Consider the following 18,964-nt stretch of genomic DNA (forward strand, 5'->3'; position numbering starts at 1 on the left):
AGTAAAGATCCTTGTACTACGTTATCATTGATGTTAATGGCCAATCATTTGTAAATAAGCACCTTACACATATACACCCAATGGGGCCATAGGTTACTCCATACCTATTCATACTTTAGTGCGTCTACAGCATTTGCTTTGGCTGCACGGTAAGATCTGAAACTTACGGTAATCAGCGTGAGTACCATTGACGCGGCCAAGGCCAATACAAAAGGCCATACCCCAAGCTGCACCCGATAAGCAAAACCTGATAGCCACTTGCTTGCTAAAATATAAGCCAATGGCCATGCGACCAGATTGGCCACAAAAACCATCCGGATAAATGCACTATTGAGCATTTTAACCAGCTCACCCGTTGTAGCACCAAGCACTTTTCTGATGGCCATTTCGCGTGTACGCTGGGCTGCAACAAAAGAGATTAGGCCAAAAAGACCGATAAATGAAATAAACATAATTACTCCTGCAAATATCTTGAACAAAAGTCCTGTAATGCGCTCCGATTCATAATAAATGTTGATGTCATCGTCTATAAATTTCGCATCATACACCTCGTTGGGAAAACTACTTTTCCAAAGATTTTCTATTGTTTTCATGGCCGGCATAATTTGTTTGGAATCCAATCTCAATCCCATTTTGTAATACTGCCTTTTCTCCTGATAAAATACCATTGGTGATATTTTTTCCTTGAGTGATTGATCGTTAAAATCTTTTACCACACCCACTATTGGACCTGTCCTTCCATTTTGCGAGATTACTTTACCTATTGCCAGCTGTGGATTAGAGATCCCGATTTTCTTTACAAAAGTCTCATTTGCAATATATGCATTAGCTGTGTCACTTTTTGGATAAACCTTCCCTGCCACAAACTGCAGTCCGAACAGATCGAAATAATGTTCATCGCTTGGGCTTAACCTTACCTCGAAATCTTTATTTTCCCTGCCATCAACATAAAAATTTGTAGTGTTCATGGTACCCGAAAGAGGCGGCCTAACAAAATAACTCTGCTTTTCGACGCCTGGTATATGAAGCAGTTTTTCCCTGAACAGCTGCTGGCTGCTCATGCTTACACTATCACCCGGAAAACCGATAAGTGCCACAGCCTCTTTTTTAAAACCGAGCGGTTTTTCCCTTACATACTGCATTTGCCTTATTACAACAACCGTGGCAATGATAAGCACGATGGTAATCGTAAACTGCATAACGATCAAAATCATCCGCAAACTTAAGTTCCCTGACTGGATACGTACCTTATTTTTGATGGCTAAAGCCGGACTAAAACCTGAAATAATCATGGCAGGATAAAATCCAGCCAAAAAGCTGACCAATACGACAAGAACAAAAAGAAAAACAAAAACCGAAGGGTTTGTAAATAGCGATAATGAAACCTCCCCTTTAAAAAGATGTGATAACAGCGGCAATAATAACTCAGAGAAAATACAGGCCAACAACATAGAAACTATTACTATGGTGGTGGTTTCGGCCAAAAACTGCCATACCAGTTGCCTGCGCATGGCACCCATTACCTTACGCACTCCTACCTCCTTTGAGCGGTTAACGGATTGTGCTGTAGCCAGGTTGATAAAGTTTATGCAGGCTGTAACCATTAAAAAAAGTCCGATAATGGCCAGTCCGTAAACCTCCTTTTTCGTAATGGCTGTTTCAGCAAAATTATTATAACGCTCGCTAAAATGGATATCAGATAAAGCCTGCAAGTGGCTACGCTGATTGCCCGCAAGCTTTTTTTGCTTTAAATATTTATCGCTCATTCTTTCTAACGATTGCTCCAATGCTGCCATGGAAGCGCCAGATCTTAAGAGCATAAAACATTCATTATACGTACTTACCGAATCCCAATCTTGATTGTTGATGCCATAAAAAGTAGGATAACTGATCATGATTTCCATAGGGATACTGCTACTGCCAGGCATATCGGCAAATACACCTACAACCCTTAAACGGATTGAATTCCAAAACGTAAAATTTTTACCTATAGATTCTTGTGCCGAACCAAAGAAAGTTTTGGCAGTTCTCTCCGAAATCACCACGGTATTGGGTTCTGAAAGCGATTGGGTAGGTTTTCCGAAGAGCCATTTCACCTGAAGGATATCGAATAAATCGGCTTCTGTAAAATACACATCTTTAACAGCTTTAAAATGCTCGGTGCCATCGCCATTGCGTACCAACACTACGCCGCTGTTGCGCGAAATCCTGGCCAGTTTCTCAATACCTACAAGCTCTTCTTTAGCTGCAGGCCCAAAGGGTAATGGCACTCCGGCAGAATAATCATCAAAACTATTGTATTTCCAGTCCGTTACAAACCTGAATATCCGATCGCTATTTTTAAAATGTGTATCGTAACTCAGCTGGAACTGGATAAAAATAAAGATCAAAATGCAACTGGTCATTCCGATAGAGAGGCCAAGGATATTGATCAGTGCGTATGATCTGTTCCTCAGCAGGTTTCTAAAAGCAATCTTCAGGTTTAATTTGAACATAGGTCTAAATTTCTATGGATGATGCTATTCCTATGCCAAATATAAACAAGCCCACCGAAAGCACCCAAAAGGGCATTTATCATTTGCGTCATAGATCATGCCTGTTCATTAACGAACAATGTTGTGCATAAACGAACAGCATGTTTAGATCTTTGTATCATTTTTATTGCGTCGTTTTTAGGTGTATCTGAACCTGGCCACAAACTTCTGTATATTAATATATTAACGATTGAACATATTCAATACAAAAAATCTTTAAAATATATTTATACGTATACTGTTGAAGGAACAGTTATTATTATTATCATTGGGGACAGAAGAGTGGAATCCAACTATATACCTGAAGGAAGAGCTGTACCTAAAGGAGTTGTTAAACAGTGCTTAACCCGAAAAACAGAATATAATGTTGGTGATCAATAATTTCGAAGAGTATGAATCGCATCTTGGCAAAGAACTAGGTGTTTCGCATTGGCATACTATAGACCAGGAACAGATCAATAAATTTGCCGATGCAACTTTAGATCACCAATGGATCCATACCGATCCTGAAAAAGCGAAAAATGAAGGACCATTTAAGGCGACTATTGCGCACGGTTACTTAACCTTATCGTTAATCCCCTATTTGTGGAAACAGATTGCTGATGTTCGCAATATCAAAATGGAAATTAACTATGGTATTGAGCGGTTTAAGTTTGGGCAGGCGGTATTGGTTGATAGCGAAGTACAACTGAAAGCAAAACTGAATTGTATCAGCAATTTAAGGGGAATAACAAAGGTAACCATTCAGGCCACGTTGGTGATTAAAGATCAACCAAAGCCGGCGTATGTAGGTGACGTGGTGTTTTTATATCATTTTATATAATTGTTGTTTTACAGATTTTCCAAATCATAAACAAGAATATAAATTGTCCCGCAGATTAAGGTGATTAACTCAAATGATAATATCTTATATTCAGCGTTGCCCCATGCCATCTGCGGGAAAAACAAATGCCATAAGCTGTGCAAATTAGTCTGTAAATTTTAATGACTACCTCAAATTGAATTAAACTCGATCCGACAAAAACCAATATCATATAACTTTGTTAGGTTAATATGGAAAATATCATCACACCTGGCCAGTTAATCGTCAATCATGCCGCTAACGGCAACAAGGCAACATTAAAAGTGGGAAGTAAATTTCAGTGGGACAGGAAATACAGCTCTAAAGAAGCATCTTCGCTCGAAGAATTCAAAAATGAAATAGACATTTATTACGATTATAAAGTAGTTTCTGGTTATGAAGGTGCTGCCGGACAAACGATTTATATGGTAACTGGTATAAAATAGATTAGCCAATCAGTCGCTAACTCACCAATTCAGTCATTCTATAATTCAATCATTTTATTTTCGCAACATAACTTCCATTAAGGTCGGTTGTTGTTCCGATCATTTTCACATCAGGCATTTTGATTTGAGCCACCGCTGTTACTATAGCCAGGGATGGGTTTGATTTGTTGGCAAGGTCGGCTATATTTGAAGTAACTGATCTAAAGGCCTTTAATGCCGCAAAATATTGACGGTCTAGTGTTTTCACGGTATTCAGATCACGGTTTTCCTGTTTATATGCCAAATTTGCCTGAATACAGCAATACTGCTGCATCTGGTCTAACTTTACAATCTTATCCGTAATTGTGGCTAAAGCCGATGATGAAAGTTGAATGCCATTAATGCCGATCACTTTGTTCTGTTTAACTAAATAATCAAATCCGCTAAATGATATGATGCTGGCGGAGCTGCTGTTTATTATAGATATGGCTTTTGGAGTTTCTTTTTTAGGATCAAAACCATTCTTAATTAATGCTTTATTAAAATTAAACCGTTGCAAGATCAATGTTTCGATCAATTGATCGCCGTCTAACTTTTCCATATACCCTAATGGCCGCGTTATGATCAAACCATTACCACTGGTTATCAGGCTCCTGTCCGAACGAAAACCAACACTTAAGGTAATCAATAAAATAAGCCCAACAGGTAAAAAGATCGCGTTTTTCATGACTAAAAAATTAATAGCATGTAAATTACGAATAAAAATAACACTTTTAATAATTATTGTAGAATTTAATTTACAATTATCAATAACTTTTGTTCATTATATATGATTACGTCATTTTAGGCTTAAAATTAATCTTTTATCAGAATCCGATTTAATTCTTTTAACTGCCATTCCCGCTCTTCTTTTACCTTGTTTAATTCTTCAGGGAAAGCCAGACCGATGGTTCTAATGGCATAATCAGCACACACCATGGCATGTTCTTTCATATGCCCAACCGCTACTGCTTGTCCGGCAGTTCGTGTTGCATTTTTCCCGACGGCCGTTTTACACGCCCTGGCCACCGCATGAATTTTAAATCCTGCCTGCCGAACGTCGTGAATGTTTGCTTTTCCATTTTGCCACAGCTCATTGATCTTAAATCCGTTTTCAACAGCCAATAAATCGATGGTTTCATCTTTGGCGAGCGGTAATACACGTTTTGCACAGCTGATCGCCCACTTCGACAGCGTAACCTGATCTGCACGATCATAGCGTTTATCTATCTCAGTCCTAATATATGTAAAATCAGATAGCTTAATTTTTGGCTGGGTTGGCATCTATATCAATTTGAGAAAACGATATAAATATAGAAAACGACGATTAAAATTGATTGGGATGCCATTATGTTTTGATTAGGAACAAAACCAGTTGGTTTAATTATTATTTAAAACCATATAAGACAATTTTAATACTGCATAAGCTTAAATGGTCTTATCTGTCTTATATGGTTGCGATTTAATTAAAGGGTCTTCGACTAGGCTCAGACATGCTAGCAGAGATCTCCCCGATGGCATATAACACAGACTCCATTGAAATTTTATATACTTCCGATTTGGGTGCCTTCAGGAAAATCGCTCTGACTGCAACCGTCGCTACCTGTAATACCGGCATTTCCGCTACAGGAAGAAAAACTCCAATAAGCCCTATACCGATACAATGGTCCCTTACCTATTCCACCAAAATTACCGTTAAAACTAAACTGTGCAACATCGCAGCTTATTGCAAGCAGGCTATATTGTTCCAGGTAATTACTTCATCGGCACTTCCGTTTGGATTTCTATAATCGCCATAATAGCTGCAATCGTAACCTGGAAAAGAGATGCTATTTCCGAAATGGTAAGATCCATGTGCTTTTTTGCCCACGTAAACCTGCGGGCGGGTACCCGCAGCGATATTTCTCCAGTCTTTAGTATACCAGCCACTATGCTGAAAATAGGTAACTGTAATGATCCGGTTGGTTTGCGAATTTACCTGAACAACAATGTGCTCCCAGTCGTAATCGTGCCCGCCTAAATTAGCAAAACAGGTAGTTTGGGTTTTGTAAGTCCACCAGAAATCAATAAATACACGATTGGGATCGTTAGGATGTTGCTGCACTTCATAATAAGTGGGGAAGTTTTTACTTCTTGGTGCATCGCGGTTAACCATGACAAGTGTTCCATTACAAACAATACTGGATGGATTGGTGCTTGCCCAGATATCTTCTACTGTTGTGGGGTAATCGGGCGCGGCGCGATCGAACTTCATAATTGGAGAAAATGTCCAGGCCAGGTTAAAGGCCGTATTTCCGGTGATCTTTGAGCCACTCTCCTGGCAGTCGGCACACATAAACTGAGCGCCCGTTTTGTTCGCCTCAACCATACTCGTTGTAGTTGGTTTTTTGGCGGTTGAAAGGTTGTTCTGCTTTTCTTTTGTACACTGGCTCAATGTCATAGCGACAGCAACCATTGCAAACAATGGGATTTTTGTTTTCATAATTTTTTGGTTAGAATGTGTAACCTTTATTAAAGATTCACAATAAATTAAAGATCCCAATAGATTATAAAATCAAAATGATGGATAATTTCAGCTTTTCACATTAAGCGTGACCTGAATGTATTGTCGACCAAGAAAAGGCCTTCACTATTTCCGTTTTAAAAAATCAACAATTGTTAGCACTGTTAATGAAATGACAAAAAAATACAAAATCTTTTGAGTTACAGTACCTATCCTGCACTCAAAAGATTCTGATTTAAGAGTTATGAACTGCCCCTGGTTAAAACAATTTAAATCCAACAGATAAGTTAAACAAACCTGTTTTTTCATTAAGTGATTTGTTGATTTTCGTTAGTCCTCTGCTATAGCGTGCATCAATGGTAATATTACCAATATCAAACCCAGCATTAATGACACCGCCCAAATTAAACTTTTTATAGTCGAAACCAGCCGGCCCTTTTGCATCGTTAAGGGTATAATTAACGTCCGGACCAGCAGAAACCCTAAAATTTAATGCTTCAGTATCGATAATTTTGTAACCCACCATTAATGGTAAATTTATCTGATTAAATTTAGGGGTATAGGTATTTGAGGCATATACATAAGAACTTTTAAATGTTACATAATTTAACTCTGGCTGAAAATATAGGCTTTTGCCCACCCGTGCAAATGCACCGAAGTTGTAACCTACTTTGCCTTTTTTATCGGTTATTGTTTTAAGGCTTGTTGGCAGTGTAGCATAATTTACGCCCGCCTTTAAACCAAAAGTGAAATCAGCATCCTGTGCTTTTACAGATCCTGCCATGATAAATAATACTGCAATTAATAAATAAAACTTGTTCGTTTTCATAATTTTTGTTTTTGAATAATTAATCATTTGTTTTTGTGATTTGATAGTATGACAGCAACAAATGCCTTTACCCCTACGCGATAGAAAAATATTTTGTTAATAATTTAGCCTGTGGCATCCTAAACTTGCAATCTAATCAATGTAAATAAGTACAGGATGTTTAAGGTCCGGGAATTACCTAATGCAACAATTTTAGAAAGACAAGATCTCTGGCGACTGCTTTCTATAATTATTATCATTTTATATTATACACGATTTTATCCGAAAACCAAACATGCAGCATATTGATATTTAAGGTATTGCATTCAATCGGATTCTATCCTATCTTTAGGATCACAAACAAAACAGCTTATGAAAACATTAAAATTATTTTTGAGCCTGGCCTGCCTGTTGGTGATGCTGGGCATTGCAAATGCACAAACGCCAGCTAGCATTAAAATTGCTGAATGGGAAAGAGCAAAGGCCTATACCAAGGAATACCTTGATGCCATGCCCGAATCAGGCTACGCTTTAAAACCTACACCCGAAATGCGCTCTTTTGCAGAACAGATGCTGCACCTTACGGATGCCAATTATGGTTTCACTGCAACGGCAACTGGCGAGAAAAGTCCTTTTGAATTAGGAGCAGTTGAAAAAACCGCTGATAAATCGAAAGCAAATGTTACAAAAGAAGTAATGGCCGAGTACGATTATGTAATTGCCGCTTTAAAAAAGATGACGCCTGCGCAACTGGAAGAAAAAGTAAAGTTTATGGGCCGTTTCGAAATGACTAAAGATATGGTTTTTACCAAAGATTTTGAGCATCAAACCCACCACCGGGGGCAGGCTACTGTATACCTGCGCTTAGCAGGAGTAAAACCACCTCAGGAAAAATTGTTCTAAAACCCTTAAACACGCGGCTGATGGTGTAGGTTATCTTTTAAGATAGCCTACCTACAGGCTGAACAATTTTCTTTTTTATTATTAAAGCGCAACTTGTGGTAAATAACCCGCACTAAACATATTTACGATTGATCGAGGCGTGAGTACGGGCAAAGTAAGTACGTCAGGAAATGCAATCGGTTTTTCATAACCGGCAGAAGTCCATAAATGCAGTTGACCATCATTTACGAGATAAGCTTTATCCTGGTATGATACGAATGTGCCATTGGGAAGAACGGCTAACCGCGCTTCATAAGTCACTTTAGATTGATCGAATCGTATCCTTTCCGCCTGCAGGATATCATCTATTTCCGAAACCGGTGTCTTCATATTAAAACCCCGGTCAGGATTGCCCTTTAACCAATAGGTTTTAAACCGTTGGTGATCTGCATAACGGCATTGGAAACAGGGCCTGTGCCCAGCCGAAAATGCAGTGGCTTCGTCTAAAAAGAATAATTCTGTCCAGCGGTTGGGTTGCATCACTTCCCGGTGCCTTCCTCGAAATTCAAGTACACAGGTAATCCATGCCTTGATTTTATAATTGCGTACAATCTCCTGTTGATCATTGTGCAACACACCACGGTTGCCCAACCAGGCACCACGATCAGTTGTACGAATGATTTCTCCAAAAGGATTTACACGGTTTTGCAGCATTGGGTAAATTAAATTTCAGGATCCTAAGCGATATTACAAAAAATATAAGATTTAATAGGCGCACCAGGCCTTAAAAAATGAGAAGGTAGCATTGTCATCCTGAGCCTGTCGAAGGGCTAAATTAAATAATTTTCAGGCGTTTCGACAGGCTCAACATGACAAATCCAATAGAAAATAAATAAACTAGCCGGTTGTTTCGGGCCGCTCAGTTTCGATATATTTATTTTCTAATGTTCCGTCGCTATATAATTTAAGGATAGCGTACCCTGGAGCGGTTTCCTGATAATAATAAGGATTTGCAGATCTTTTATCGCCCTTGCCCCACCAAAAGCCACTCATTGCACCATTGCAATAATATTCTACTCCGTTATACCATGCCCGATCTAATAAATGCTGGTGACCGCTAAGGCAAACCCTCACCTTGTCTTTGTGTTTATAAAACAATTGTTTCAGTTCTTTATGATCGCCGTGTTGTCCACCTTCCCAGGTACCGGTAACGGTTAATATCGGGTAGTGCGACATCAGCAACACTGGTGTATTGGCAGGCAAGCGTTCCAATTCGGCCTCCAGCCATTTATACTGTTCGCTATCCAATGCCGTATTCTTATTGTTTCCATCCAAAATGATAAAATGCCAGCCTTTTTTAGAGAAGCTGTAATAACGGTTTGGAATCTTAAGTTTTTTTACCACATAGTCTTTACCATACATTTCATCGGAGGTAGATGGAGCAGCCCACCAGGTATCGTGATTGCCAATACAGCTGTGCACTTCATATTCGGCTATCTCTTTGATACAGTTGTCCCAGATGCGCCATTGCTCAATTACGCTTTCCCGTGTAATGTCTTTATAATCGGCGGCATGAATGCTATCGCCTCCATTGAGAAAAAAATCTACTTTATGTTTCTTGATTTCCTTCAAACATTTTTCAAATCTTGCAGGCGCGTCATCACCATTCCTGATGTGCACATCGGTAATGTGTGCAATGGTTAGTACCGGTTTTCTATTGTTGTTTTTCTCTGCTGGAGCAGCTGAAGCCAGATTCTTTAGATCTCCTGCCACAAGAGCAGCGGCAGCGAGAGGAATTGATTTTAATAAACTTCTTCTTTTCATTTGTATTGTTTGTTTGTGTTTAAATTGAGGCCTAACTTGCCATATTGAGCCTGTCGAAACACCATATTGGTTTTAACGATATCTTCAACAGGCTCAGGATGAGAATTATATATATGCAGCTTCTTCGATCAGTTATTGCCAGCCCGTAGGCTGTTTCAACTGCGGATTAAGTAGTATCTGTTGCATCGGTATAGGAAAATAGTAGTATTTCGGTTCGATGAATGATCTTGGCGAACTGATATTTTCGGGAAACATAATAAAACCTGAACTGCCGTTACTCAAATAAAAACTGTTATCACTCAGATAGTATTTCACCAGGTTCTTTTTAACATCTGCTGACAGGCCATTGAGCGGGCTTTCATCACTTGGGGCAGCTAAAACAGAAATATCTTCTATGCCATCACCGGTAACATCGTAGGCGCCAAGTTTAGGCAAATACATGCCCTGGGTTGGTCTTTCGAGCAGCTTACCTGCTTTCCACCGCAATAAATCGTAAAACCGAAGCCCCTCGCAGGCCATTTCTACATTGCGTTCTCTACGGATTTCTAAAAGCACACCTTTATTCGCTCCGGTAATCTGTGGATACATATTGGCTAAAACGGCATCAGGCGCAGTGTTGGCAGTGGTCATATTTAATGACGCTACTCCGGCGCGGTTACGCAAAACATTAATGGTATTATCCACATCAACCTGGTTAAGCAAGCCTAATTCGGCCCTGGCTTCTGCATGGATCAATAAAACTTCTGCATAACGCAATATCGGCAGATCGGTAAACTCGGTATAAACCTTACTGGCCGGATCTATCGCATAAAACTTAATCTGCGGATAACCACCAAAAGTAGGTCTGGTTTTATTGGGTATTCCACCGAGCGTAGTCGAAAAGCCCGGAGGCATAATGGTTACAGTCATTCGCGGATCGCGGTTATTAAAAATCTCAGCATAGGTTTTCTTATCCCAGTTCGGACTTGAAGTAAATGGGGTACCATCTGTCATCAGATAGGTATCCACCAGGCTTTTGCTGATGGCCCACTGCCAATCGAAAACATAGTGTGTACTGTTAGAACGGTTTAAAGCCCGATCGTAATCATCGTAAAAGATCATTTCCTTATTTGCACTCAAATTCTCACTGGTAAAAAGTTTCTGGTAATCTTCTCCTTTTTTGCCGGTATTGTAAATGCTAAATCCTCCGCCCATTACTTCTTTGCTGGCCGATTCGGCCCGCTGTATAAAAGTACTGGCTGAGGCCTGTAAGCCAAGCTCATCGTGGTATTTCCTAAAAGTACCTTCGAAAAGACAGAACCTTGCCAATACGGTTAGGGCCGCCCATTTGGTAATCCGTGTATTGGTTCCTGTTGCCATTACATTGGCTGCAGCGTATTCTAAGTCGGCTTTTACCGAATCGGCCACCAAAGTGCGGGGATCTTTGGCTTTGTATAACTGCGCCTGGTCATCCGGGTTCAATACGGTAGAATAGTAAGGAACATCACCATATCTCGCGATCATATTAAAATAAAATATGGCACGGTAAAAACGTGCAATACCTACAAAGTGTTTAATGGTTGCGGGATCTCCCTGAACCTGTTGAAGGTTGTTGAGCATGTAATTAATGGTACGCAGGTTTTTCCAGTCCCATCCGCCAACATTTGTTGCATTGATTTTTCCCCTGATCATGTTATCCAGTTCGCTGCCACCTAAGTTTACAGAGATGTTATCCGAAAAGAGATCATTTGTACTTGGGCCGAACATGCCGTAAAATCCATTGCTATAGGTTTCCAGATCGGCAGTAGTTTTAAAAAACTGGTTGGGGGTAATGGTGGTTTCGGGAATCCGGTCTAAAAAATCCTTTTTACAACCTGCCAAAGTTCCTACAATCAATATAAATAGGAAAATATGAATGTTATATTTTTTTTTCATCTGTTTATTATTAGAAATTAAAGTTCAGGCCAAATGAATAGGTGCGTTGAAAAGGATAAAGATTACCGTCCAGTCCTTCAGGATCGAGCTTTACTTTAAGGTTAGAGTGTTCGAAAAGGTTCTCACCACTCACATAAAAATGCACATTCTCCAGCTTTGCCTTTCTCAAAAAGCTTTTAGGCAGGGTATAACCCAAAGTGATATTCTTTACCCTGAGGTAAGAAGCATCCTGTAAGAAACGGGTATTCGGTATGCCAAGCTCCTCTCCGGTATCTTCAGCTGCATAGGCTTTTATCCTCGGAAAATAAGCATTCGGTGTTTCCGGACTCCAGTGATCGAGGTTTTGCACAGTTACATTAGTCCAGGGCTGCGCGTAAATACCCCAGAAATAGATATTGCTTCCTGCAGCATACCAGTCTCTTTTACCCACTCCCTGTATAAATACCCTTAAATCGAAACCTTTCCATGCGCCCGATAAATCAATGCTGTATGGCAATCTGTTTCGGTTATTGCCAAGTTTGTAATAATCGCCCGGGTTACCTACTGTTTCGTTCCCAAAATCAACTTTATCATCCCCGTTGCGGTCTTTAAACTTCATATCCCCTACAAAATACTGGTAACGCTGATCGTCGGTACCTACGGCAGTTTGGTTGGCGTGATTTTTCAGTTCATCTGCATTCTGGAAAAAACCTTCCGACTCTAATCCCCAGATCTCACCGATTTCCATTCCTTCATAATAGTCGCTTAGCAGTTTATTTGGATTATCGAAACGGGTGATGTAAGACCAGCTATCACTTACGGCAAGCACCACGTTGTAAGTAAGCGGAGAACCACCTAACGTCAGCTGATCTTTCCAGCCCAGTTTCAGCTCCCAGCCCTTTGTTTTTAAATCGGCGGCATTTGCTGTTGGAGAACCCGTACCAAAAACACCTGGCAGTGGTTTCCCGGGTACCAGCATATTCTTGGTAAAACGGGTATATCGGTCTAAATTAAGTTCAAGCCTGTTTTTAAAGAAACTCATATCAAGACCAAGATTAATAGTTGATACTTTCTCCCAGGTAAAATTACTTGAAATTGCCGCAGGCGGACTCACATAAGTAGGTTGTGAACCGCCCAGTATCTGGCTTGTTTTGCCACTGCTCATCTTGGCCAGATAATCGTATTCGTCGGCAGCTGCCTGATTACCCAGAATACCATAAGAACCTCTTACCTTAAACATATCCATTGACAGCGCTTTTTTAACAGGTGCAAAAAACTGCTCCTGTGAGATCATCCAGCCTGCAGAGGCAGAAGGCACAAATGTCCAGCGTTTGCCGGGTGCAAAACGGGAAGAGCCATCATAACGGCCATTCAGTTCCAACAGGTAACGTTCCTTGAAATTATAATTGAGGCGATAGAAAAGCCCCTGAACAGCCCATTCGGCAACAGTTTCGGTTACGGTTTGATCGCCTGTAGCCAAATTAAGCGAAGGAAGTCCATTAGAAATCAGTTGTTTGCGCGAAGCCAAAAACCGTGCATTTCTAAATTGTTCCTGATTATACCCTACTAATCCTGAAATAAAGTGATCGCCCAATTGTTTATGCGCCTGGGTGTACAGATTTATTACATTGTATTTCACATTACCATTTTGGTCTGTAGCAGAGGTGGAAGTAGACAAGGGGGGCGCAAGATTTGGTCCTGTTTTATAAGGGACAGGGATTTCATACGACTTACCTAAACTGTCTACTCTTCTAAATGTCGCATCTCCCTTTAAACTCCATACATTCTTGACCAAAGACGCGTCAAAAGAAAAAGTGGTCTGTACCGTATTGGTACTCATGGTTTTTCTGCCTCCTTCTTGCACCGCACCCAGCAATGATGCGCCTGCTGCCGTCCACGAACCATCAGGGTTACGGGGAATATCGGTAACATTGGTACGGTTAATATTCCAGAAGTAATTGCCATCAATAAATGTTGGCGCTTCATAAAAGGTGGAGGTTAACATCGTATTGTTCGAAATGGTCAACCATTTGGTCACATTCAAATCTACCTTTCCCCTCAAATTATAGATGTTATTGTCTTCATCCGCCTTGCGGATCATTCCTTTCTGCTTATAATAATTTGCAGAGAGATAATAACTTACCTGATCGGCCTTTTTAGAGATATTTATACCTACATTATAGGTTGGTGCCGATTGCTCGTAAGCTTCCTTTAACCAATCGGTAGAGCCAATATAAAACCATTTGTTCGGGTCGGTAGGGTCGGCGATTACATCCGGTCTTGATGGATCCAGCGAACGTAACCTCGCTGCTTCTACCAGTGCGGCACTATAAGCAGGGTTGTACAAAGGAAAGGCCGCTTCATTTTTCAACTTTAATACCTCATAAGGATCAGTAACCACTTCAGGAAGTTTGCCCACTGTACGGTAAGCCATGTAACTGTTTACCCCGATATTGATCTTACTGCTTTTTGCGGATCGGGTAACGATCAAAACCACTCCAAAAGGTGCTCTTGCGCCATATATCGCCGAAGCGGCGGCATCTTTCAGCACCGACACACTTTCTATATCTGCCGGGTTAAGGGTTAACAAGTCGGATGCACTAAAAGGAACATTATCGACCAAAATCAACGGAGCACCACTGCCATTAATGGAAGCAAAACCCCTTACATTAAAATCAGGTGCGGTATTTGGCCGGCCATTGGCAATAGAAATATTCAGATTGGGGATCAATCCCTGTAAACCCTGACCAACATTAGCAATCGGCCTGTTTTCCAGTTGTTTTGAACTGATGGCATCTACAGCACCGGTTAAATTGGCCCTTTTCTGCGTGCCATAGCCCACTACTACCACATCTTCCAGATCGGCCATATCGGGCTGGAGATTAATATTTAGCAAACCATCTTTTGAAACCGGTACCTCTCTGGTTTTATAGCCCAAATAAGAAACCACCAATATTGCTCCTTCATCGGGCACACTGAACTTAAAGTTGCCATTTTCATCTGTTTTATGATATGTCTTAGTCCCTTTTATCAGGATGGAGGCATTGGGCAGGGAAATTCCTTTTTCATCCAACACCTTTCCGGTAATTTCTATGGAACGGAAAATATTGATCACTTTTTCGAACAAAGACAACGGCCTTGATTTGATGATTATCGTTTTCTCATCGATGGCATAAGTAAGGTCTTTACCTTCGAAACATTTCGACAATACTTCATCTAAGGAAGCATTGTTAAATTTCGCGTCAATGGTTTTACCGGTTTGGAGTTTATCGGCTTCCCATAGCACATTATAGCCGGTTTGTTTCCGGATGGCTCTGAAAACCTGTTTAATGGTGATGTTTTTTTGGACCAAAGAGAGGCTCTGGGCATTGCTTGTTGTCGCACTTACCTGAAGCAGGCAAGTAACCATCAAAACTATTATGAGTTTCATTACACGCAAAAATTTGGTCACGCAGGATCGATACCTGCAAAATATATTAGCAGAATTTGTATACATTTGTTCGTTTGTTTTGGTTAAAGGTATTCTATCGCAATAGTGTATCTGAACTGAGCCAAAGCATTCCCGGTTATGCCGGTTAAGGGTCAGTAATGTTCGTAGCATTGCTGACTTTTTTTTGGACTGCAGTCTTATGATTTTATTTCATCACCACAATCCTCCTTCCTTCGATCTTAAAGTGAACTGACCCTGTTAATTCTATTTTTTTAAGTACTTGTGATACATTGCCAAAGCGCGACACGGTACCACTAAATTTCTTTGTTTTTAACCCGCTGTCTTTAAATTCGACCTCTACATCATACCATCTGGCCACCTGATGCATGATACTTTGCAGGTTTTCATCATCAAACATAAAAAATCCTTCCTTCCAGGCCAGCACCTGTTCGGTATCCACTGTAGCCACGTTAAGCACCGAAGCATTTAGTGTAGATTGTTCGCCTGGTTTAATGATTCGGGCAGGTACAGCCATTCCATTGCTTGGTAGCGGACGTACCGCTACCGATCCTTCCAACAGGGTTGTTCTGGTATTGCCTTCTTCTTCATAGCTATTGATATTGAAATGCGTACCCAGTACTTCCACTTCCTGCAAGTTGGTTTTTACCACAAATGGCAATCGCTTTCCATTGATTGTTCTTTTGGCTACTTCGAAATAAGCTTCGCCTTTAAGTTCTACCTCACGCTGAGCAGTGGCAAACTGCGCCTGATAACGCAGTGAGGAACCTGCATTTAACCAAACTTTGGTTCCATCGGGCAAACTGATCTGATATTGACCTCCCCTGGGAGTTTCGATGGTATTAAAACTGGTTATAGGAGCGCTTTTCCGGGTCGATTTAAGTGCGTCCGAAACAGTATATACCAATTGTCCATCGGCCGTTTTCGAAATGCTTACCCCGGTTTGATCGGCTATTTTCCCATTTTGCGCATCATCCAGGGCAATCCGTTTTCCATCGGCTAGTGTTAGGAAAGCTTTATTTCCGCCAGGGGCAATATCGTGATGTGCAAAATCTGTTGTTGATTGTACAGGAGTATTTGTGGTATTAACCCAATGGTACAAACCAACACTCAGCATAACCAACACCGCTGCAGCTGCCGCCCATCTGTAGTAGGGCACTAGCTTTCTGGTTTTATTGTTTTCCTGTGTTATATTCTTCCATATCGATTTCTGCAATTCTCGATAATCTGGTTCTGTTTGAAATGCTGGTGGATTTTCAGTTTCCTTCAAATACCAGGATTCTATCAGATCGGTCTCTTCGGGGCTGCAGTTACCCTCCAGGTATTTATTAAGTAATGTCTGAGCGCGTTTATCCTCCATAGGGTTTTCCTCAATTGGTCAAATGTATGGTTATGACCGTTTGCTCGCCCTTAGGGAGTAGATGAAATAAAAAAAAATTAAAAAATTAAAAAGAAAAGCGTTCCAAGCTTTAAACGAAGGATTTTTAAGGCGTTTGCCATCTGTTTTTTCACCGTCTTATCTGAAATTTCCATTTGGGTGGCAATTTCACGGTGAGAGAGATGCGATCTCCGGCTGAGTTCAAATACTTCCCTCATTTTTGGAGGCAACATCGATACTTCATGCTCAATCCGTTTGGCCAGCTCCCGGTCGCGCACCAGATGATCGGTAGTATTGTTCTCTTGTTTGATAAATTCGGTTAAAGAATTTAAATAATTGCTTTTTACCTTTCCGCGCTGAAAAAGCTTAAGAATACTGTTCCGGGTAGCGGCATATAAAAAAGAGGAAAGAGATATCTGTATTTCCAGGGTTTCGGCCTTCGACCAAAGCATTACAAAAACATCCTGTACCACATCTCTTGCTTCCTCATCATTCTGGAGTATCCTTCGTGAATAACGGAAAAGCATGGCCCAGTACCTTTCGTAGAGTATGGCATACGCACGATGATCCCTTTCCTTCAACAAAAGAAAAAGTTCGTCATCAGTGTACAGATTATATTTGGCCATTACTCCAACTAATTTTTTTTCTACAAAAAAACCATTTAGATTTTAAAGATACAATTCTTCCTATATTATCAATTTGTTAAGCTGAAAATTATTCAGCTATCGATGAAAATGGCAGGATGCTTAAATCACCACCACATCATGGTAAGTAAAACATTAGATATAAAAACACCTCTCATTGCCTTCATTGGCCTACAATCGCTAAATATTCCTATATTGCCGCATTAAGGCAGAAACATGAAAGAAACGGACGAGATAATCCAGCTGATCAGAGAATTTGAAAAAAGAGAATCAGATCTGCGCTTAGATAATGAACAGCTTACGCGTTTGAATTCAGCTTTAAGGCTTGCTGAAGAGAAAAGTGCGATATTAAATTCCATCGTCAGCACATCAGACGATGCCATCATCAGTAAAAATCTGGAGGGCATCATTACCAGCTGGAACGAATCGGCTTTCCGTATTTTCGGCTACACTGCAGAAGAAATTATTGGTGTTTCAATACTCAAACTTATCCCTGCCGACCGCCAGCACGAGGAACCCATAATCCTGGAGCAGTTAAAGCGAGGTGTCCGTGTAGACCATTTTGAAACCAGGCGCATGAGAAAGGATGGAACGCTTATCGATGTATCCCTCACCATCTCACCAATCCTGAATGCTGAAGGCAAGATCATTGGACTTTCCAAGATTGCCAGGGATATTACCGCGCAAAGAGCTGCAGAGGTAGATAGCGAAAGGCTTGCGGCAATCATTGCCTCTTCCGACGATGCGATCATCAGCAAAGACCTGAATAGTATCGTTACGAGCTGGAATGGATCTGCGTGCCGCATCTTCGGTTATACGGCCGACGAAATGGTGGGCAGTTCGATTTTAAAACTTATTCCGCCCGACAGGCACGACGAGGAGCCTAAAATCCTAGCTGAACTAAAAAAAGGCAACAGGGTGGAACATTTCGAAACGGTCCGTATGAAAAAGGATGGCACATTGATCCACGTGTCACTTTCCATTTCGCCCATCAAAGACAGATCGGGAAAGGTTATCGGACTTTCAAAAATAGCCCGAGACATTACAGAGAAAAAACTTACAGAGAAAAAAAAGGATGAGTTTATCGGCTTTGTAAGCCACGAACTCAAAACACCATTAACTTCTCTCCGCTCCTATATCCAGGTGGCCCTGCATAAATCGAAAGGGGAAAACCACGACTTTATCAGTCATGCCCTAACTAAGGCCGAGCAGCAGACCAAAAAGATGGAAAACATGATCAGCGATTTCCTGAATATATCCAGGTTTGAAGATGGTCAGATGAAACTAGAGGTTTCAAGCTTTGATCTTACCTCATCCATACACGCCTGTTTAGAAGACGCAAGGGTAAGCAGTTCCCGACACCAGCTCAGCTACCAGGGTGAGAAACATGCCATGGCCATGGGTGATATCGAAAAGATATCCTTAGTGCTCACCAACCTGATCAGCAATGCGCAGAAATACTCTCCTGAGGGTGGTGCGATCACCATCTCTTGCGATAAAACAGAACATGGCTTCATCGTCAGCGTGAAAGATCAGGGAATAGGGATTTCTAAAGAAGACCAGAAAAGTATGTTCCAAAAATTCTACCGCATTAAATCCGAAAAAACCAGGTTTATCAGCGGCTTTGGGATTGGCCTATACCTCGCCAGTTCCATCATTAACATGCATGGTTCAGCTATCCACGTTGAAAGTACTGTGGGACTGGGATCCATATTTTCTTTTTCCCTTAAAGCTGCAGAATAAGG

The 18,964-nt window shown here is 40.9% G+C and carries 15 protein-coding genes; 4 read left to right on the forward strand and 11 right to left on the reverse strand.

From position 1 onward, the window contains the following. Positions 1–104: 104 nt before the first annotated feature. Positions 105–2,495 (reverse strand): ABC transporter permease, encoded by a 2,391-nt coding sequence (locus tag AC04Q1_RS18460; protein WP_478366042.1) that lies wholly within the window; start codon positions 2,493–2,495, stop codon positions 105–107. Between the two features lie 403 nt (positions 2,496–2,898). Here AC04Q1_RS18460 and AC04Q1_RS18465 point away from each other — a divergent pair, with 403 nt between their 5' ends. Both AC04Q1_RS18465 and AC04Q1_RS18470 read left to right on the forward strand, forming a co-directional pair. After that, positions 2,899–3,357 carry a MaoC family dehydratase gene (locus tag AC04Q1_RS18465; RefSeq protein ID WP_478366043.1) on the forward strand — a complete coding sequence of 153 codons (459 nt, stop codon included), beginning with the start codon at positions 2,899–2,901 and terminating at the stop codon, positions 3,355–3,357. A gap of 230 nt (positions 3,358–3,587) precedes the next feature. Further along, positions 3,588–3,821, forward strand: coding sequence for a hypothetical protein (locus AC04Q1_RS18470; protein WP_478366044.1), 234 nt, complete (start codon positions 3,588–3,590; stop codon positions 3,819–3,821). 49 nt (positions 3,822–3,870) lie between these two features. On the opposite strand, the gene AC04Q1_RS18475 is transcribed toward AC04Q1_RS18470, so the two are convergent. The 4 genes from AC04Q1_RS18475 to AC04Q1_RS18490 form a co-directional block, all read right to left on the reverse strand. Continuing rightward, a complete protein-coding gene (locus AC04Q1_RS18475; RefSeq protein ID WP_478366045.1) occupies positions 3,871–4,527 on the reverse strand; it encodes a hypothetical protein in 657 nt (218 codons plus the stop codon). 128 nt (positions 4,528–4,655) lie between these two features. After that, positions 4,656–5,123, reverse strand: coding sequence for a putative immunity protein (locus tag AC04Q1_RS18480; RefSeq protein ID WP_478366046.1), 468 nt, complete (start codon positions 5,121–5,123; stop codon positions 4,656–4,658). Between the two features lie 439 nt (positions 5,124–5,562). Further along, positions 5,563–6,321, reverse strand: coding sequence for an NPP1 family protein (locus tag AC04Q1_RS18485; RefSeq protein ID WP_478366047.1), 759 nt, complete (start codon positions 6,319–6,321; stop codon positions 5,563–5,565). Positions 6,322–6,601: 280 nt separating this feature from the next. Continuing rightward, the gene (locus tag AC04Q1_RS18490; protein WP_478366048.1) at positions 6,602–7,171 is read right to left on the reverse strand and encodes a porin family protein; all 570 of its coding nucleotides are present in this window, start codon (positions 7,169–7,171) and stop codon (positions 6,602–6,604) included. 351 nt (positions 7,172–7,522) lie between these two features. Here AC04Q1_RS18490 and AC04Q1_RS18495 point away from each other — a divergent pair, with 351 nt between their 5' ends. Next, positions 7,523–8,053, forward strand: a complete 531-nt coding sequence (locus AC04Q1_RS18495; protein WP_478366049.1) for a DinB family protein — start codon at positions 7,523–7,525, stop codon at positions 8,051–8,053. An 81-nt stretch (positions 8,054–8,134) separates the two neighbouring features. On the opposite strand, the gene AC04Q1_RS18500 is transcribed toward AC04Q1_RS18495, so the two are convergent. The 6 genes from AC04Q1_RS18500 to AC04Q1_RS18525 all read right to left on the reverse strand — a co-directional run bounded on the left by AC04Q1_RS18500 (position 8,135) and on the right by AC04Q1_RS18525 (position 17,201). Further along, positions 8,135–8,746 carry a hypothetical protein gene (locus AC04Q1_RS18500; protein WP_478366050.1) on the reverse strand — a complete coding sequence of 204 codons (612 nt, stop codon included), beginning with the start codon at positions 8,744–8,746 and terminating at the stop codon, positions 8,135–8,137. 183 nt (positions 8,747–8,929) lie between these two features. Next, positions 8,930–9,856: a metallophosphoesterase family protein gene (locus tag AC04Q1_RS18505; RefSeq protein ID WP_478366051.1), complete on the reverse strand. Its 927-nt coding sequence runs from the start codon at positions 9,854–9,856 to the stop codon at positions 8,930–8,932. Positions 9,857–9,988: 132 nt separating this feature from the next. Next, entirely contained in the window at positions 9,989–11,770 is a 1,782-nt protein-coding gene (locus tag AC04Q1_RS18510) for a RagB/SusD family nutrient uptake outer membrane protein (RefSeq protein WP_478366052.1), read from the reverse strand. Between the two features lie 10 nt (positions 11,771–11,780). Next, entirely contained in the window at positions 11,781–15,179 is a 3,399-nt protein-coding gene (locus AC04Q1_RS18515) for a TonB-dependent receptor (RefSeq protein ID WP_478366053.1), read from the reverse strand. Positions 15,180–15,384: 205 nt separating this feature from the next. Then, entirely contained in the window at positions 15,385–16,557 is a 1,173-nt protein-coding gene (locus AC04Q1_RS18520) for a FecR family protein (protein ID WP_478366054.1), read from the reverse strand. 77 nt (positions 16,558–16,634) lie between these two features. Then, the gene (locus AC04Q1_RS18525; protein ID WP_478366055.1) at positions 16,635–17,201 is read right to left on the reverse strand and encodes an RNA polymerase sigma factor; all 567 of its coding nucleotides are present in this window, start codon (positions 17,199–17,201) and stop codon (positions 16,635–16,637) included. 234 nt (positions 17,202–17,435) lie between these two features. Between AC04Q1_RS18525 and AC04Q1_RS18530 the strand changes: the two genes are divergently transcribed. Further along, the gene (locus AC04Q1_RS18530) at positions 17,436–18,962 is read left to right on the forward strand and encodes a PAS domain S-box protein (protein WP_478366056.1); all 1,527 of its coding nucleotides are present in this window, start codon (positions 17,436–17,438) and stop codon (positions 18,960–18,962) included. Positions 18,963–18,964 lie beyond the last annotated feature (2 nt).

Source organism: Pedobacter humicola (assembly GCF_056490705.1).

Excerpts from the sequence above, each read along its gene's own strand:
- AC04Q1_RS18495 (WP_478366049.1), top strand. The coding sequence starts at position 7,523 with ATGAAAACATTAAAATTATTTTTGAGCCTGGCCTGCCTGTTGGTGATG.
- AC04Q1_RS18470 (WP_478366044.1), top strand. The coding sequence starts at position 3,588 with ATGGAAAATATCATCACACCTGGCCAGTTAATCGTCAATCATGCCGCT.
- AC04Q1_RS18480 (WP_478366046.1), bottom strand. The coding sequence starts at position 5,123 with ATGCCAACCCAGCCAAAAATTAAGCTATCTGATTTTACATATATTAGG.
- AC04Q1_RS18490 (WP_478366048.1), bottom strand. The coding sequence starts at position 7,171 with ATGAAAACGAACAAGTTTTATTTATTAATTGCAGTATTATTTATCATG.
- AC04Q1_RS18515 (WP_478366053.1), bottom strand. The coding sequence starts at position 15,179 with ATGAAACTCATAATAGTTTTGATGGTTACTTGCCTGCTTCAGGTAAGT.
- AC04Q1_RS18510 (WP_478366052.1), bottom strand. The coding sequence starts at position 11,770 with ATGAAAAAAAAATATAACATTCATATTTTCCTATTTATATTGATTGTA.
- AC04Q1_RS18475 (WP_478366045.1), bottom strand. The coding sequence starts at position 4,527 with ATGAAAAACGCGATCTTTTTACCTGTTGGGCTTATTTTATTGATTACC.
- AC04Q1_RS18460 (WP_478366042.1), bottom strand. The coding sequence starts at position 2,495 with ATGTTCAAATTAAACCTGAAGATTGCTTTTAGAAACCTGCTGAGGAAC.
- AC04Q1_RS18505 (WP_478366051.1), bottom strand. The coding sequence starts at position 9,856 with ATGAAAAGAAGAAGTTTATTAAAATCAATTCCTCTCGCTGCCGCTGCT.
- AC04Q1_RS18530 (WP_478366056.1), top strand. The coding sequence starts at position 17,436 with ATGAAAGAAACGGACGAGATAATCCAGCTGATCAGAGAATTTGAAAAA.
- AC04Q1_RS18485 (WP_478366047.1), bottom strand. The coding sequence starts at position 6,321 with ATGAAAACAAAAATCCCATTGTTTGCAATGGTTGCTGTCGCTATGACA.
- AC04Q1_RS18520 (WP_478366054.1), bottom strand. The coding sequence starts at position 16,557 with ATGGAGGATAAACGCGCTCAGACATTACTTAATAAATACCTGGAGGGT.
- AC04Q1_RS18525 (WP_478366055.1), bottom strand. The coding sequence starts at position 17,201 with ATGGCCAAATATAATCTGTACACTGATGACGAACTTTTTCTTTTGTTG.
- AC04Q1_RS18465 (WP_478366043.1), top strand. The coding sequence starts at position 2,899 with ATGTTGGTGATCAATAATTTCGAAGAGTATGAATCGCATCTTGGCAAA.
- AC04Q1_RS18500 (WP_478366050.1), bottom strand. The coding sequence starts at position 8,746 with ATGCTGCAAAACCGTGTAAATCCTTTTGGAGAAATCATTCGTACAACT.